Below are 14,654 nucleotides of genomic sequence, written 5' to 3'. Positions count from 1 at the left end.
GGGAGGGCCATGCCCGACGACCGCCCCAAGCAGAACGGTCTGCTGGCGATATCACTGATAGCCACCCTGGCCGTCGGCAGCTGGCTGCTTGTCGACGGATCCAGGACCACGGCCCCACCGCAGCCCAGCGGGTCGGACGCGTTCCAGAGCGCGCCGCCCACCCCGCACACCGCCGCCGTCGCCCCCCTCCCCGGCGCGGCCGGCCACGCCGCCCCCGTACCGGCGAAGTCCGCGCCTCCCGCGCCGCAGCCGATGGGCACCTCCGCCCCGGTCCGGATCCGGATCCCCGTGATCGGGGTCAACGCGCCGATGATCGCCCTCGGCCTGGACTCCACCGGCCATCTGGACGTCCCGCCGGACGAGAACAGGAACCTGGCCGGCTGGTTCAAGGGCGGCCCCACACCCGGCTCGGCCGGAAACGCCCTGATCGACGGGCATGTCGACACCATGAAGGGCCCGGCCGTCTTCTACGGCCTCGGCGCCCTGCACAAGGGCGACGCCATCGACGTCGACCGCCAGGACGGTTCCGAGGCGGTGTTCTCCATCGACGCCATCGAGGTCTACGCCAAGGCGTCCTTCCCCGACGCCAAGGTGTACGACCCGACCAGCGACCCGCAGCTGCGGGTGATCACCTGCGGCGGCGGCTTCAGCAGGAGCAGCGGCTACCTGGGCAACGTGGTCGTCTACGCGCACCTCTCGGCGAGCCGGGCGAGCGCCGGCTGACAGCTCGACCCCGTCCCCGCTCCGGAAGGTCCCGTATGTCGTTGAACGGCGTGGCGTTCCTGAGCACGGCGATCGCCGTCGGGCTGCTGCTGACGCTGCTGACCCTGGTGGTCTGGAACCGGGTGCCGGGGCCCCGGCCGGCCCGGGTCGCGGGCCGGCTGCTGCTGCTCGGCCTCAGCCAGGCGGCGGCGGTGCTGGTGGTGCTGGTCTGCGTCAACGACCACTACGCCTTCTACGACTCCTGGGCCGACCTCTCCGGCGGCTCCACCCCGAGCAGCACCCGGCCGAACACCGGTGCCGCGCTCGCCGGGGCGCAGACCGGCGCCGGCGACCTGAGCGCCGTCTTCCACGCCGGCGAGCGGGGGCTGCAGGTCGCCGAACCGGTCGGCGCCTACTCGCAGGTCCGGGGCACGGTGCTGGTCTGGCTCCCGCCGCAGTACGGGGAGCCCGAGCACGCCGGCGAGCGCTTCCCGGTGGTCGAGCTGCTGCCCGGCCAGCCCGGCACGCCGGTGTCCTGGTTCACCGCCATGGCCGGCCAGGATGCGCTGAACCGGCTGATCGGCACCCAGCAGGCCCGGCCGATGATCCTGGTCGCGGCCACCTCCAACACCCTCGGCGGCGCGGACGCGGGCTGCACCGACCTGCCTGGCGGCCCGCGTACCGACACCTGGCTGGCGCGGGACGTTCCGGCCATCGTGAAGGCGCACTTCCGCGCCTCGGCCGACCCCTACGACTGGTCGGTGATGGGCTACTCGGCGGGCGGCTACTGCGCGGTGGACCTGGCCGTGCACCATCCGGAGGTGTTCCACTCGGCCGTGAGCATCTCCGGCTACAACGACCCGGTGGCCGGGGTCGTGGTCAACCGGCATCCGGAGCTGATCGCCGCGAACAGCCCGCTGCGGGTGCTGCGGCGGCGGAGCGTCCAGCCCGACATCCGGCTGTTGCTGGGCGGCAGCCGCGAGGACGGGCAGACGGTGGGCGACGCCAGGGCGCTGCTCGCGGCGCTGCGTGCCCCCGCCGGCGGCGACCTGCTGACGGTGGCGCACGGGGGTCACAACATGCAGGTCTGGCAGTCGATGCTGCCCGACGCCTTCCGCTGGCTCAGCCGACAGCTCCGCCAGTGACCCACGGGTCCGTGCCCCGCACCGAGGACCCCGCCACCGATCGGCAGCCCGCCTCCGGCTACAGCGTCGCCCAGCGGTCGGCCGGCCAGGCGACCAGGAAGGCGCGGCCGACGACGTCACCGACCGGCACGAAGCCGCCGGCCTGCCCCCGCAGCCGCTGGTAGCGGGAGTCGGCGGAGTCGTTGCGATGGTCGCCCATCACCCACAGGTACCCCTTCGGCACGGTCACCGTGCCCACCGGGTTGTCGTCGCAGGGGGTCGCGCCGGGGTAGATGTACGGCTCGACCAGGGCGACGCCGTTGACCTTCACCGGCGAACCGGCCTGGCACTGCACCGTGTCGCCGCCGACCGCGATCACCCGCTTGATCAGGTCCCGCTCGTCGGCCGAGGGCATCAGGCCCACCGTGCTCAGCACCGACTGGACGTCCCGCAGCACCGGATTGCTGCTCTGGGTCGGCAGATTCTCGCCCTGCAGCCAGTTGCCGGGGTCGTGGAAGACCACCACCTCGCCGCGCTGCGGCTGCGCGCCGAACCAGGGGGTGAGCTTGTCGACCAGCACCCGGTCACCGGGCTGCAGGGTGTTCTGCATCGACTCGGAGGGGATGGAGAAGGCCTGGACGAAGAAGGTCTTCACGATCAGCGCCAGCACCAGCGCGGTCACCACCAGGAACGGCAGTTCCTTCCACAGCGGACGCTTCCGGGCCGTGCGGGCCCCCTCCGCCGGCTGTCCGGCCGTCTCCGGCTCGTCCAGCACGATGTCCCCCACCGGCTCTTCCACAGGTCCCACCCCTCGTCGCGGCGCATACGCCACTCCGACCAACGAACAGGAGTTCCCAGCACTCAGAGCGACTGCCAGCCGGGCTTCGCCGCGTAGGTGGCGCGGAAGTAGTCGGCAAGCTTGAGCCGCGAGGCGGCCGCCTCGTCCACCACGACCGTGGCGTGCCGGTGCAGTTGCAGCGCCGAGGCCGGGACCACGGAGGAGACCGGGCCCTCGACGGTGAGCGCGACGGCGTCGGCCTTGCCCTCGCCGGTGGCCAGCAGCACCAGGTGCCGGGCCTCCAGGATGGTGCCGATGCCCTGGGTGATGACGTGGTGCGGGACCTCGTCCAGGCTGTCGAAGAACCGGGCGTTGTCCTCGCGGGTGCGCTGGGTCAGCGTCTTGATCCGGGTGCGCGAGGCCAGCGAGGAGCAGGGCTCGTTGAAGCCGATGTGGCCGTCGCTGCCGATGCCGAGCAGTTGCAGGTCGACCCCGCCGGCGGCGGCGAGGGCGCGGTCGTAGTCGTCACAGGCGGCGGCGATGTCCCCGGCGCTGCCGTCCGGGCCCATGAAGGAGTCCGCGGTCAGCCCCAGCGGCTCGACGACCTCGCGCAGCACCACCGAGCGGTAGGACTCGGGGTGGCCCTTGGGCAGCCCGACGTACTCGTCCAGCTGGCAGATCCGGGCCCGGGAGGCGTCGCAGGATCCGGCCGCGACCCGGGCGGCGAGCGCCTGGTAGATCGGCAGCGGGGTCGATCCGGTGGCCACCCCGAGCAGGGCGTCCGGCTTGCGGGTCAGCAGGTCCGCGATCGCGGTGGCGATCAGCTCGCCGCCCGCCGCCGCGTCAGGAACGATCACAACTTCCATACTGATCCCACCGATCTGAGGACTGCCCGCCGTTATGGTATAGACCAATTTAGCAGATGATCAGCCGCTGGGGCGGGCCAGGCCCAGGTCATAGGCGATGATCACGGCCTGGATCCGGTCCCGGGCGCCGATCTTCGCGAGCACCCGGCCGACATGGGTCTTGACGGTGGATTCGGAGAGCACCAGCCGTTCGGCGATCTCGCCGTTGCTCCAGCCCTTGCCGATGGCGACCAGGATCTCGTGCTCCCGGTCGGTCAGCGTCCGCAGCCGGGGATGGGCCTCCGGGCCCGGGTCGGCCGGGCGGGTGGGCAGCCGGTGCGCGTAGGAGTCGAGCAGCCGCCGGGTGAGGCCGGGCGCGATGACGGCGTCGCCGGAGGCCACCGCGCGGATCCCGGCCAGCAGTTCCTCCGGCAGCGCGTCCTTGAGCAGGAACCCGCTGGCCCCGGCGCGCAGCGCGGCGTGCGCGTACTCGTCCAGGTCGAAGGTGGTCAGCACCAGCACCCGGGAACGGCCGCCGGACGCGACGATCTGCCGGGTGGCCTCGATCCCGTCCATGCCGGGCATCCTGACGTCCATCAGCACCACGTCGGGGCGCAGCTCGGCGACCTTGCGGACGGCCTCGACGCCGTTCGGCGCCTCGCCCAGCACCTCGGTGCCGGGGGCGCTCTCCAGCAGCATCCGGAAGCCGAACCGCTGCAACGGCTGGTCGTCGACGATCAGCACGGTGGTCATGTCAGCGCACTCCCGTGCGGGGCCGGTACCAGACCGGCCTCGACGATCCAGCCGCCACCGGGACGGTGACCCGCCGTCACCCATCCGCCGTAGAGCGCGGCCCGCTCCCGCATCCCGGCGATGCCCTGCCCCGCGCCCTCCGCCGCACCGTCCCCCGCCCGTACGGTACGGCCGTCGGCCCGGCCGCTGTCCTCGACCCGGATCCGGATCTCCCCGTCCTCGACGGACAGCGTCAGCTGCGCCCTGGTGTCGGTCCCGGCGTGCTTGAGCGTGTTGGTGAGCGCCTCCTGGGCGATCCGGTACACGGTCAGCTGCAGCCCGGGGTCCAGCGACTCCACGTCGCCGACGCTGCGGTAGGTCACCTCGGGCCCGGCCGCGCGCACCCGCGCACAGAGGGCGTCCAGATCGGGGACGCCCGGCTGCGGGCTGAGCTCCGGGGTTCCTCCGGTGCGTTCCTCGCGCAGCACGCCCAGCATCCGGCGCAGCTCGCCCAGCGCCTGACGGCCGGTGCCGGCGATCAGCTGCAGCGCCTCCTTGCTGCGCTGCGGCGCGACGTCCACCGCATAGGCGCCGCCGTCGGCCAGGCCGATGATCACGGACAGGTTGTGGCCGATGATGTCGTGCATCTCCCGGGCCACCCGGGTCCGCTCGGCGGCGGCGGCGAGCCGGCTGCGCTGGTCCCGCTCGACCTCCAGCCTGGCCGCGCGCTCCCGCAGCGCCTCCAGGTAGGCCACACCGATCCGGAAGGCCAGGCCCAGCGCTGCGGCCGCCGTCGCCGCCGCGTACAGGAAGAAGAGCGCGACCAGCGAGGACACCACCACCGACACCCGGGCGACCACCAGCAGCAGCGCCGCCGCGGTCGCCGCGCCGGCCCACGGCAGCCGCCGCAGCCGGCCGTGCCGCGCCACGCTGTAGAGGGCCAGGTAGAGCGCGATGTCGGCGCGCAGCCAGACGTTGAGCGCCCACTGCACCACAAACACCGCCGCGACCGCCCCGAAGACGACGGTGGGGGCCCGCCGCCGCCACAGCAGCGGCAGCACCAGACCCAGCTGCAGCGCCAGCAGCGCGGCCACCGGCAGCCCCGAATGGCGGACCAGTTCCGCGAGCCGCCCGTCGCCGTGCAGGAAGTCGGGCAGGCCGAACACCAGGTAGACGCCGACGACGACCGAGGCGTCCAGCAGCCAGGGGCGGTCCCGGTCGGCCTGCCGCAGCCGCCGCGAGATCCGCAGCAGCCGGGCGACCAGGGGGTGCCCCCAGATCGGATCCTCGGTCGTCGTCGTCACGCTCAGTGTCACCTTGTCGTCAGCCGGACGGTGTTGCTACCGCCGTGTCGCTGCCCATGGTGCGCCTCAGGCGTCGCTGCGCACCAACCGGTACGCCGCGCCGCCCAGCGCGAGCGCGGTCCAGCCGGCCAGGACCAGCAGGCCCCCGACGGGCGAGAGCGTGTTCGCGCCCTGGTGCACCGCGTACATCGCGTCACCCGCGTGGCTCGGCAGGTACTCGCTGACGTTGTTCTGCCAGGTCGTGGGCAGCAGCAAGACCAGGCCGGGCACCAGCAGCAGCACGCCGACCAGGATCGCGATACCGCCGGCCACCGAGCGCAGCAGCGAACCGAGCGCCGCTCCGCACACGCCGACCAGCGCCAGGTACAGCCCGGACATGAACAGCGCGCGCAGCACGCCGGCGTCGGAGAGGGTCAGCGCCGCCTTGGTGCCGGAGACGATGCCGCTGCCGAAGCCGAAGGCCACGAACGCGCCGATCCAGCTGATGACCAGCGCGACCAGACCGAACACCAGGGCCTTGGACCACAGCACCGGGAGCCGGCGCGGGACGGACGCCAGGGTCGAGCGGATCATCCCGGTCGAGTACTCGCCGGCGGTGACCAGCACGCCGAGGACGCCCAGGGCCAGCTGGCCGAAGTTCAGCCCGAACAGCGACAGGCTGACCGCGTTGGCGGCCAGCACGTCCGGGTCCAGGTGGTGACCGGAGGTGATGTCGGACTTGTAGCGGGCGGCGCGGATCAGGCCGAACGCGAGGATGAAGAACAGCGCCAGCCCGAGGGTGATCCAGCTGGAGCGCAGCGACCAGAACTTGGCCCACTCCGAGCGCAGCACGCGCGCGGCGGTGACCTTGTAGGCGGGACGCTCGGCGCGCGCGGGGGCGGACGCCGGGGTCACGGTTGCGGTGCTCATACGGCGCTCCCTGCGGTCACAGCGTTCTCGTCGGCCTCGGCGGTCTCGACGCTCTCAACGGTCGCGGCCGGGCCGCCGACGGTGGTCAGACCGTGGTACTCCACGTCGTCCCGGGTCAGCTCCATGAAGGCCTCCTCCAGCGAGACGCCCTTGGTGCTGAGCTCGAACAGCGCGATGTTGTGCTCGGCCGCCTTGAGCCCGATCGAGCGCGCCTCCATGCCGGTGACCAGCAGCTCCTCGGAGCCGGAGCGCCCGGTGATGTCCACGCCGGGGCCGGCCAGCACCTCGCGCAGCCGCGCGGGGTCGGAGCTGGCGACCTTGACGGTGTCGCCGCCGGACTGCCGGATCAGGTCCTGGACGGTGGTGTCGGCCAGCAGCCGGCCCCGTCCGACGATGATCAGGTGGTCCGCGACCAGGGCCATCTCACTCATCAGGTGCGAGGAGACGAAGACCGTGCGGCCCTCGTCCGCGAGCCCGATGAGCAGGTTGCGGATCCACAGCACGCCCTCCGGGTCCAGGCCGTTGACCGGCTCGTCCAGCATGATCGTGGCCGGGTCGCCGAGCAGCGCGGCGGCGATGCCGAGGCGCTGGCCCATGCCGAGCGAGAACGCGCCGGCGCGCTTCTTCGCCACCGACTGCAGACCGGTGAGCTCGACCACCTCTTCCACCCGGCTGCGCGGGATGCCGTGCGTCAGCGCCAGGGTGTTGAGGTGGTTGAAGGCGGAGCGGCCGGGGTGGATGGACTTCGCCTCCAGCAGCGCGCCCACCTCCTGCAGCGGGGCGGCGTGCTCGGCGTAGCGGCGGCCGTTGACGGTGACCGAGCCGCTGCTCGGGGCGTCCAGGCCGACGATCATGCGCATGGTGGTGGACTTGCCCGCGCCGTTCGGGCCCAGGAAGCCGGTGACGGTTCCGGGCTTGACGGTGAAGTCGAGCCGGTCCACCGCCGTCTTCTCCCCGTACCGCTTGGTCAGCTGCTGCGCCACGATCATCGGGTGTCGTCCCTTGGCTCCGGCCGCCGGATCGTTCCGGCTGCGTTGTCGGCAACGCTAGGAGCCGTGGCCGCCGGAACCGTCGTACCCAGGGGTGATCATTCCGGATCGGGTGGTACCGCGGTACTACGGATGGAACTCGGTCCGGTCCGGGCGCAGCACCATCACCGCCGGCATCCCCGCGCGCCAGTCCCAGCCGCCGCCGCCGTGGTAGCGGGGGCAGGCCAGCGACCAGGCCAGGTTGCCGCTGAGCATCCGGGCCCAGGCGTCCAGGTACCGGGGCAGCCCGGGCTCCGCCGCGCCGTGGCGCTCCAGCAGCCGGTCCGACTCGGCCAGGAAGGCCGTCTCCGCTGCCGCCAGCCGGTCGCAGAGCTCGTCCACGGCCTGCTGCAGGTCCAGGCCCCGGGTGCGGCGCAGCACGCTGAGCGCGTTCATCGGCTCGTCCGCCGCGTACTCCTTGCGGTACGAGAGCAGGTCGTTGACCAGGATGGTGTGCTCGAAGCAGGCGTCCAGCAGGGCGCCGAGCCGCCGCTGGTCCAGCCGCAGGTCGAGCGCCAGGCCGTGCTCGATGGCCACCCCGACCAGGTCGAAGGCGGCGTCGGCGCGCCGTACCGCGAGGTAGCCGGGGTAGTCCGGCACCGGTGCGGCGGTCTTGGCGGCGGCGGTGCTGACCACCTCGGAGAACCCGGCGGTGAAGCGGGCCCAGAGCGGATCGGAGACGCCCTCGCGGACCCGGGTCAGCGTCTGCGCGAGCAGCCGCAGATGTGCGGAGCCGTCGGTGACCGTGGCCCCGGCCAGCACGGCGAGGTACTGGTCCGCCCGGGTGCGCTCGGCGGAGTCGCCGTCGGTGACGTCGTCCAGCAGGAACAGCACCGAGGCGGCGAGGCAGATGCCGAGCAGCCGCTCGCCGTCCGCGTCCGGGAGCACCCGGCACATCAGGCTGACGCCCTCGCACTCCTCGAACAGCCGCCGCTCGGCGTCCAGCCCGAGACCGGACATCCGCTCGCGGAACCAGGCGTCGTGCCGTTCGCGCAGCGCCGTGCGGGCCGGGTGGTCGCCGGGGACGGGCAGGCGTCCGTGCGGCAGGCGCAGGACGACCGCGAGCCCCTGCTCGGGAAGTGTCGTGGTCGGCATCGCCTGCTCCCTCGAACTCGCCACCCGGGACCGTGCGGACCCGTACCTGATCCAACGACACGCGATGTCGCTGGATGCGGCCTTGATCACCCGTCCGCCCGCGAAGGCCGCCGGGCTCCCGATACGCTGACCGCCATGGACGACACGGTGAGCGTCGACACCGAGCTGCCCGGGCAGCGGACGCGCGAACGGGTGAGGATGCGTCAGCCATCGTCCCACCGTCCCTGGTTCGCCATCGGCTTCCGGCTGGGACTGGGCGCGCTGGTCGCCTACCTGCTGGTGCAGGCGGTGATCCAGGTCCAGGGCGTGCTGATGCTGGTGCTGCTCTCGCTGGTGTTCGCGATCAGCGTGGAGCCGGTCGTCGGGATCCTGACCGTGCGCGGGATGAGCCGGCGCTCGGCGGTCGCGACGGTGATCGTGGGTCTGCTGGTGGTGCTCGCCGCGCTGTTCTCGCTGTTCATACCCCCGGTGACCTCCGAGGTGAACGCGCTGGCCCGGAGCATCCCCACCTGGCTGCAGCAGCTGCACGACCACCACTCCACGCTGGGCCGGCTGGAGGACCGCTACCACCTGATCGCCAAAGCCAAGCAGCAGCTCAGCGGCAGCGGCGCGGGCACGGTGGTGAACGGGCTGCTGGGGGCCGGGCAGCTGCTGGTCTCCACGGTCACCGGGATGGCCATGGTGGCCACCCTGACCATGTACTTCCTGGCCGGGCTGCCCACGCTGAAACGGTTCTGCCTGCGCTTCGTCCCCGGCAGCAGCCGGGCGCGGGCCGAGACGCTGACCGACGAGGTGCTGCTGCGGACCGGCCGGTTCATGCTGGCGAACGTCGCCACCTCGGTCATCGCCGGGCTGTCCACGATGATCTGGGCGGAGGCCTGGGGCGTCCCCTACCCGGCCGCGCTGGGGGTGCTGGTCGGGCTGCTGGACCTGATCCCGGTGGTCGGCTCCACCATCGGCGGGGTGGTGGTGTCGCTGGTCGCCCTGGTGGTGTCGCTGCCGGTGGCGATCGCCACCGCGATCTTCTACGTGGTCTTCCGGATCGCCGAGGACTACCTCATCGTCCCGCGCGCGATGAAGTTCGCGGTGGAGGTGCACCCGCTGGTCACCATCCTGGCGGTGCTGGTGGGCGGGTCGCTGATGGGCATCATCGGCGCGCTGATCGCGATCCCGGTCGCCGTGGCGATCGGCCTGTTCCTGGACGAGGCGGTGTTCCCCCGCATCGCCGCCCGCTGAGCGGGACGGCGGATGCGGGGGCACCGTCGGCCGTGCGCCCGGACCGGTCCGGCAGGGACGGGTCCGGGCGCACGCGGTGTCAGAGAATCGCGCCCGGCGTGTAGTGGGCGGCCTCCGGGTGGGCCGCCGCGACGGCCTCGACCCGGCGTACCACCTCGGCCACCTGGGCGGCGGCCGCGCCGGTGAAGGAGAGCCGGTCGGCGAGCAGCGCGTCCAGCTGCTCCCGGTCCAGCGGGATCCGCTCGTCCTCGGCCAGCCGCTGCACCAGCTGGTTCTCGCGCACCCCGGCCCGCATGGCCAGGGCGGAGGCGACCGCGTGCTCCTTGATCGCCTCGTGCGCGGTCTCCCGGCCGACTCCCGCCCGCACCGCACCCATCAGCACCTTGGTGGTGCCCAGGAACGGCAGGTAGCGATCCAGCTCGGCGGCGATGACGGCGGGGAAGGCGCCGAACTCGTCCAGCACCGTCAGGAAGGTCTCCAGCAGGCCGTCGAAGGCGAAGAAAGCGTCCGGCAGCGCCACCCGGCGGACCACGGAGCAGGACACGTCGCCCTCGTTCCACTGGTCGCCGCCCAGCTCCGACACCATCGAGGCGTAGCCGCGCAGCACCACCGCGAGGCCGTTGACGCGCTCGCAGGAGCGGGTGTTCATCTTGTGCGGCATCGCCGAGGAGCCGACCTGGCCCTCCTTGAAGCCCTCGGTCACCAGCTCGATGCCGGCCATCAGCCGGATCGTCTTGGCCAGGCTGCCCGGCCCGGCGGCGAGCTGCACCAGCGCGGACAGCACGTCGTAGTCCAGCGACCGCGGGTAGACCTGGCCGACGGAGCTGAACGCCTGCTGGAAGCCGAGGTGGGCGGCCACCCGCTGCTCCAGCTCGGCCAGCTTGTCCTGGTCGCCGCCGAGCAGGTCGAGCATGTCCTGGGCGGTGCCGACCGGGCCCTTGATACCGCGCAGCGGGTAGCGGGCGATGAGCTCCTCAAGGCGCCGGAAGGCGACCAGGATCTCGTCGGCGGCCGAGGCGAAACGCTTGCCGAGGGTGGTCGCCTGGGCGGCGACGTTGTGCGAACGGCCGGTCATCACCAGCTCGCTGTGCTCGGTGGCCAGCGCGGCCAGCCGCACCAGCAGCGCGACGGTGCGGTCCCGTACGTGCTCCAGGGACTGACGGATCTGCAGCTGCTCGACGTTCTCGGTGAGGTCGCGCGAGGTCATGCCCTTGTGGATCTGCTCATGGCCGGCCAGGGCGCTGAACTCCTCGATCCGGGCCTTCACGTCGTGGCGGGTGACCCGCTCGCGCTTGGCGATCGACTCCAGGTCGACCTGGTCGAGCACCCGCTCGTAGTCGGCGACGGCGCCCTCGGGCACGTCGATCCCCAGGTCGGCCTGCGCCTTGAGGACGGCCAGCCAGAGCTGCCGCTCCAGGACGACCTTGTGTTCGGGGGACCACAGTCGGGTCAGCTCGCCGGAGGCGTATCGGGCGGCAAGGACATCGGGGATCATCGGCTTCGCGCTCACGCTGCGCAAGCCTAACAGTCCCTAACTCTCCTGGTCGGAGCCGGTCTCCGCGTCCTCCACGACACGCACCAGGGCCGACAGTCCGGGCTCCTCCCGGGCCTCGGCCAGCACCCGCCGCAGAGCGGTGTCGTGGGCCGGCCGGGCCTGCGCCAGCCGCTCCCGGCCGGCCGGGGTGATCTCGGTGTAGATGCCGCGCCGGTCGCTGGCACAGAGGTGACGCGCCAGCAGGCCGTCCGCCTCCAGCCGGGTGACCAGCCGGGTGGTGGCGCTCTGGCTGAGCACCACGGCCTGCGCCAGCTGCTGCATCCGCATGTGCCCGTGCTCCTGCCGGGACAGCACGTCCAGCACCGAGTACTCGCTGACGCTCAGTCCGTGCGCGGCCTGCAGCGCGCGCTCGATCTCGCCCTCGATCCTGGCGTGCAGCGCGGCCAGCGCGCGCCAGCCCCGGGCGCGGGCTTCGGTGGCCCCGTCGGACATCAGCGTCATCCCGCCAGAATACCCCGCGCGCGGAATACCCGCGCACGCAACTACGCCCTCGCGGCACGGGTCCCAGCCGAAACGGGGGCGCCGGGCCCGGGCCGCGGCCGCAGGGGCCGACGCGGCGGGTCAGCGGCACAGGTGGCGGGCGCCGAGCCGGCAGGCCGGCAGGCCGGTCAGCGGACGAGGAGGTCGAGCAGGCGCTCGGCCTCGCCCTCGGGGTCGGTGGTCAGACCGCAGTGCACCGGTCCCGGCTGGACCACGGTGCTGCGCGGCGCCGTGAGCCAGCGGAAGCGGCGGCCGGGCTCCTCCGCCTCGGCCTGCCCGGCCTGCGGGCCGCCGTCGCAGACCGCGGCCACCGCCGCCAGCGCGCTGCGGATCCCGGCCACGTCCGCCTGCGGGTCCAGCGCCAGCAGCCGCGCCTCGTCCAGCAGGATCGCCGCCCGGATCAGCCCGGCGGGCCTGCTGTAGACCAGCACTCCGGCGTTGATCCGCTCGCCGCGCTCGACCCTCGGCACCACCCGCACCAGGGCGTACTCGAACACCACCGGTGGGGCCGCCGCCGTCCCGGCCCCGCCCCCGGCCCGCGTCCCGCTCATCGCGCCGCCTCCGTCCGGCCCTGCAGCGGCAGCCAGTCGCGCGGACCGGAGACCCGCGCGGCGAGGTGCGCCAGATACGCCTCCCGGACCGCGTCCGGTCCGGCGAAGCCGGGCTCCCCGTCCAGCCACTCCTCCGGCACCAGGGCCAGCACCTCCCGCAGCAGTTCCTCGGTGACCAGCCCGGCCAGCTCGCCGTCCGCCGCCGCGACGTCCGGGGCGAAGCGCAGCAGGGCGTGGTCCCCGGCGTCGTAGGGCTTGTGCACCGCACCGGCGGCGCGGCTCCAGTTGTGATGGAAGATCAGGCTCGCGCCGTGGTCGATCAGCCACAGCTCGCCGTCCCGCATCAGCAGGTTGGGGTTCCGCCAGGACCGGTCGACGTTGTCGATCAGCGCGTCGAACCAGAGCACCCGCCCGGCGAGCAGCGGGTCGACCGGGAAGGCCAGCGGGTCGAAGCCCAGCGCCCGGGACAGGTAGGCCATGCCGAGGTTGGTGCCGCCGGACGACTTGACCAAGTGCTGCACCCTTTCGTCCGGCTCGCCCAGGGCGATCAGCGGATCCACCTCGACCCGGACCAGGGCGGGCACCCGCAGCCCGAGGCGCCGGGCCAGCTCGCCCGCGACGACCTCCGCGACCAGCGCCTTACGGCCCTGGGCTGCGCCGATGAACTTGGTGACGAACAGGTCCCGGACGGCGCCCGCGTCGCTCGCCTCCACCAGCCCGGGCAGCGATCCGCCCTCCCGAAGGGGCGTCACATAGCGAACAGCCCGTACCTCAGACAACATGCGCCCCACCCTACCGGCGGTCAGCAGTGGCAAGCCGGGGGTGTGCGTGCCAAGGTGGCGGGCAGGAAAGCACTCGAAGCACGATGACGACTCGTGTGACCGCACGATCATCCGACTGCACGATCACTCGACTGCACAAGGACGGCTCCCCATGGAACGACCTCGGATCCTGGTGGTCGGCGGCGGCTTCGCCGGCGTCGAATGCGCTCGGCGGCTCGAACGCAAACTGGTCCCCGGCGAGGCCGACATCGCTCTGGTCGCGCCGTTCAGCTACGAGCTCTACCTTCCGCTGCTGCCGCAGGTCGCGGCCGGGGTGCTGACCCCGCAGTCGGTGGCGGTCTCGCTGCGCCGGATGCTGCGGCGCACCCGGATCATCCCGGGCGGGGCCATCGGCGTGGACCCCAAGGCCAAGGTCTGCATCGTCCGGAAGATCACCGACGAGGTGGTGACCGAGCACTACGACTACATCGTGCTCGCCCCCGGCAGCGTCACCCGCAGCTTCGACATCCCCGGGCTGACCGACCACGCGCGCGGGATGAAGACCCTCGCCGAGGCCGCCTACGTACGCGACCACGTGATCAGCCAGCTCGACCTGGCGGACGCCGCGACCACCCGCGAGGAGCGGATCTCGCGGCTGCAGTTCGTGGTCGTCGGCGGCGGCTACGCCGGCACCGAGACGGCGGCCTGCCTGCAGCGGGTCACCACCTCGGCGGTGAAGCGCTACCCCCGGCTGAACCCGAACCTGATCAAGTGGCACCTGATCGACATCGCCCCCAAGCTGATGCCCGAACTGGGCGACAAGCTCGGTGCGACCGCCCTGCGGGTGCTCAGGGAGCGGGGGATCGAGGTCTCGCTCGGCGTCTCGGTCGCCGAGGCCGGCGCGGAGTCGGTCACCTTCACCGACGGCCGGGTGATCCCCTGCCGCACCCTGATCTGGACCGCCGGTGTCGCCGCCAGCCCGCTGATCGCCACCCTGGACGCGGACACCGTGCGCGGCCGGCTGGCCACCACCGCCGAGATGAGCGTCCCGCAGTGCGACGGCATGTTCGCGCTCGGCGACGCCGCCGCCGTACCCGACCTCGCCTCCGGCGACGGCGCGGTGTGCCCGCCCACGGCGCAGCACGCCCAGCGGCAGGGCAAGGCCGTCGCCGACAACGTCGTCGCGGCCCTGCGCGGCAAGCCCGGCCACCCGTACTTCCACAAGGACCTCGGCCTGGTGGTGGACCTCGGCGGCGCGGACGCGGTGTCCAAGCCGGTCGGCATCGAGCTCACCGGCATCGCCGCCCAGGCGGTCGCCCGCGGCTACCACCTGATGGCCCTGCGCACCAATGTCGCCAAGGTCCGGGTGATGACCAACTGGATACTGAACGCGACCGCGGGCGACGACTTCGTCCGCACCGGCTTCCAGATCGGCCGTCCGGCGACCCTGCGCGACTTCGAGTACACCGACGTCTACCTGACGAAGGAGCAGATCCGCTCCCACACCGCGTCCCTGAAGGCCGTGCAGTAGGCTCCACCGCCGGCCTCCGCCGC

Annotated in this window: 15 protein-coding genes; 4 read left to right on the top strand and 11 right to left on the bottom strand. The window is 72.8% G+C overall.

The annotated features are described in order from the left end of the window. The first annotated feature begins 9 nt into the window (after window positions 1-9). Both ABH925_RS00335 and ABH925_RS00330 read left to right on the top strand, forming a co-directional pair. On the top strand, window positions 10-723 hold the full coding sequence (locus ABH925_RS00335; protein WP_370144419.1) for a class F sortase: 714 nt from the start codon (window positions 10-12) through the stop codon (window positions 721-723). Window positions 724-758: 35 nt separating this feature from the next. Further along, window positions 759-1,847: an alpha/beta hydrolase gene (locus tag ABH925_RS00330; protein WP_370144417.1), complete on the top strand. Its 1,089-nt coding sequence runs from the start codon at window positions 759-761 to the stop codon at window positions 1,845-1,847. 58 nt (window positions 1,848-1,905) lie between these two features. Here the strand turns inward: ABH925_RS00330 and lepB are convergent, their stop codons facing one another. The 7 genes from lepB to ABH925_RS00295 form a co-directional block, all read right to left on the bottom strand. Beyond that, window positions 1,906-2,625 (bottom strand): signal peptidase I, encoded by a 720-nt coding sequence (gene lepB / locus ABH925_RS00325; RefSeq protein WP_370144415.1) that lies wholly within the window; start codon window positions 2,623-2,625, stop codon window positions 1,906-1,908. 62 nt (window positions 2,626-2,687) lie between these two features. Continuing rightward, complete coding sequence (nagB, locus tag ABH925_RS00320) at window positions 2,688-3,470, bottom strand: glucosamine-6-phosphate deaminase (RefSeq protein WP_370144413.1); 783 nt, start codon at window positions 3,468-3,470, stop codon at window positions 2,688-2,690. 60 nt (window positions 3,471-3,530) lie between these two features. Continuing rightward, window positions 3,531-4,202, bottom strand: coding sequence for a response regulator (locus tag ABH925_RS00315; RefSeq protein ID WP_370144410.1), 672 nt, complete (start codon window positions 4,200-4,202; stop codon window positions 3,531-3,533). Continuing rightward, a complete protein-coding gene (locus ABH925_RS00310) occupies window positions 4,199-5,485 on the bottom strand; it encodes a sensor histidine kinase (RefSeq protein ID WP_370144408.1) in 1,287 nt (428 codons plus the stop codon). Before ABH925_RS00310 ends, ABH925_RS00315 begins: the two co-directional genes overlap by 4 nt. A 66-nt stretch (window positions 5,486-5,551) precedes the next feature. Further along, window positions 5,552-6,394, bottom strand: a complete 843-nt coding sequence (locus tag ABH925_RS00305) for an ABC transporter permease (RefSeq protein WP_370144406.1) — start codon at window positions 6,392-6,394, stop codon at window positions 5,552-5,554. Continuing rightward, window positions 6,391-7,383, bottom strand: a complete 993-nt coding sequence (locus ABH925_RS00300; protein ID WP_370144404.1) for an ATP-binding cassette domain-containing protein — start codon at window positions 7,381-7,383, stop codon at window positions 6,391-6,393. Before ABH925_RS00300 ends, ABH925_RS00305 begins: the two co-directional genes overlap by 4 nt. A gap of 126 nt (window positions 7,384-7,509) precedes the next feature. Then, entirely contained in the window at window positions 7,510-8,517 is a 1,008-nt protein-coding gene (locus ABH925_RS00295) for a hypothetical protein (RefSeq protein WP_370144402.1), read from the bottom strand. 135 nt (window positions 8,518-8,652) lie between these two features. Here ABH925_RS00295 and ABH925_RS00290 point away from each other — a divergent pair, with 135 nt between their 5' ends. Beyond that, the gene (locus ABH925_RS00290; protein WP_370144400.1) at window positions 8,653-9,753 is read left to right on the top strand and encodes an AI-2E family transporter; all 1,101 of its coding nucleotides are present in this window, start codon (window positions 8,653-8,655) and stop codon (window positions 9,751-9,753) included. Between the two features lie 79 nt (window positions 9,754-9,832). Here the strand turns inward: ABH925_RS00290 and purB are convergent, their stop codons facing one another. The 4 genes from purB to ABH925_RS00270 all read right to left on the bottom strand — a co-directional run bounded on the left by purB (window position 9,833) and on the right by ABH925_RS00270 (window position 13,121). Next, window positions 9,833-11,263 (bottom strand): adenylosuccinate lyase, encoded by a 1,431-nt coding sequence (purB, locus tag ABH925_RS00285; RefSeq protein ID WP_370144398.1) that lies wholly within the window; start codon window positions 11,261-11,263, stop codon window positions 9,833-9,835. Window positions 11,264-11,284: 21 nt separating this feature from the next. After that, window positions 11,285-11,740: a MarR family winged helix-turn-helix transcriptional regulator gene (locus ABH925_RS00280; RefSeq protein WP_370144919.1), complete on the bottom strand. Its 456-nt coding sequence runs from the start codon at window positions 11,738-11,740 to the stop codon at window positions 11,285-11,287. A gap of 176 nt (window positions 11,741-11,916) precedes the next feature. Further along, on the bottom strand, window positions 11,917-12,339 hold the full coding sequence (locus tag ABH925_RS00275; protein ID WP_370144396.1) for a DUF3037 domain-containing protein: 423 nt from the start codon (window positions 12,337-12,339) through the stop codon (window positions 11,917-11,919). Continuing rightward, window positions 12,336-13,121: a HipA family kinase gene (locus ABH925_RS00270; RefSeq protein ID WP_370144394.1), complete on the bottom strand. Its 786-nt coding sequence runs from the start codon at window positions 13,119-13,121 to the stop codon at window positions 12,336-12,338. The genes ABH925_RS00275 and ABH925_RS00270 overlap by 4 nt, the downstream gene beginning before the upstream one ends. Window positions 13,122-13,272: 151 nt before the next feature. Between ABH925_RS00270 and ABH925_RS00265 the strand changes: the two genes are divergently transcribed. Then, window positions 13,273-14,631 carry an FAD-dependent oxidoreductase gene (locus ABH925_RS00265; protein ID WP_370144391.1) on the top strand — a complete coding sequence of 453 codons (1,359 nt, stop codon included), beginning with the start codon at window positions 13,273-13,275 and terminating at the stop codon, window positions 14,629-14,631. The last annotated feature ends 23 nt before the right edge of the window (window positions 14,632-14,654 follow it).

The sequence above is a fragment of the Streptacidiphilus sp. EB129 genome, from assembly GCF_041262645.1.
In the GTDB taxonomy this organism is placed as follows: domain Bacteria; phylum Actinomycetota; class Actinomycetes; order Streptomycetales; family Streptomycetaceae; genus Streptacidiphilus.
Note: the sequence above shows the minus strand (reverse complement) of the source record. Positions and strands in the feature narration are given on the sequence as shown.

Excerpts from the sequence above, each read along its gene's own strand:
- ABH925_RS00265 (WP_370144391.1), top strand. The coding sequence starts at position 13,273 with ATGGAACGACCTCGGATCCTGGTGGTCGGCGGCGGCTTCGCCGGCGTC.
- nagB (WP_370144413.1), bottom strand. The coding sequence starts at position 3,470 with ATGGAAGTTGTGATCGTTCCTGACGCGGCGGCGGGCGGCGAGCTGATC.
- ABH925_RS00330 (WP_370144417.1), top strand. The coding sequence starts at position 759 with ATGTCGTTGAACGGCGTGGCGTTCCTGAGCACGGCGATCGCCGTCGGG.
- ABH925_RS00315 (WP_370144410.1), bottom strand. The coding sequence starts at position 4,202 with ATGACCACCGTGCTGATCGTCGACGACCAGCCGTTGCAGCGGTTCGGC.
- ABH925_RS00290 (WP_370144400.1), top strand. The coding sequence starts at position 8,653 with ATGGACGACACGGTGAGCGTCGACACCGAGCTGCCCGGGCAGCGGACG.
- ABH925_RS00335 (WP_370144419.1), top strand. The coding sequence starts at position 10 with ATGCCCGACGACCGCCCCAAGCAGAACGGTCTGCTGGCGATATCACTG.
- ABH925_RS00275 (WP_370144396.1), bottom strand. The coding sequence starts at position 12,339 with ATGAGCGGGACGCGGGCCGGGGGCGGGGCCGGGACGGCGGCGGCCCCA.
- ABH925_RS00280 (WP_370144919.1), bottom strand. The coding sequence starts at position 11,740 with ATGTCCGACGGGGCCACCGAAGCCCGCGCCCGGGGCTGGCGCGCGCTG.
- ABH925_RS00300 (WP_370144404.1), bottom strand. The coding sequence starts at position 7,383 with ATGATCGTGGCGCAGCAGCTGACCAAGCGGTACGGGGAGAAGACGGCG.
- ABH925_RS00270 (WP_370144394.1), bottom strand. The coding sequence starts at position 13,121 with ATGTTGTCTGAGGTACGGGCTGTTCGCTATGTGACGCCCCTTCGGGAG.
- ABH925_RS00305 (WP_370144406.1), bottom strand. The coding sequence starts at position 6,394 with ATGAGCACCGCAACCGTGACCCCGGCGTCCGCCCCCGCGCGCGCCGAG.
- ABH925_RS00295 (WP_370144402.1), bottom strand. The coding sequence starts at position 8,517 with ATGCCGACCACGACACTTCCCGAGCAGGGGCTCGCGGTCGTCCTGCGC.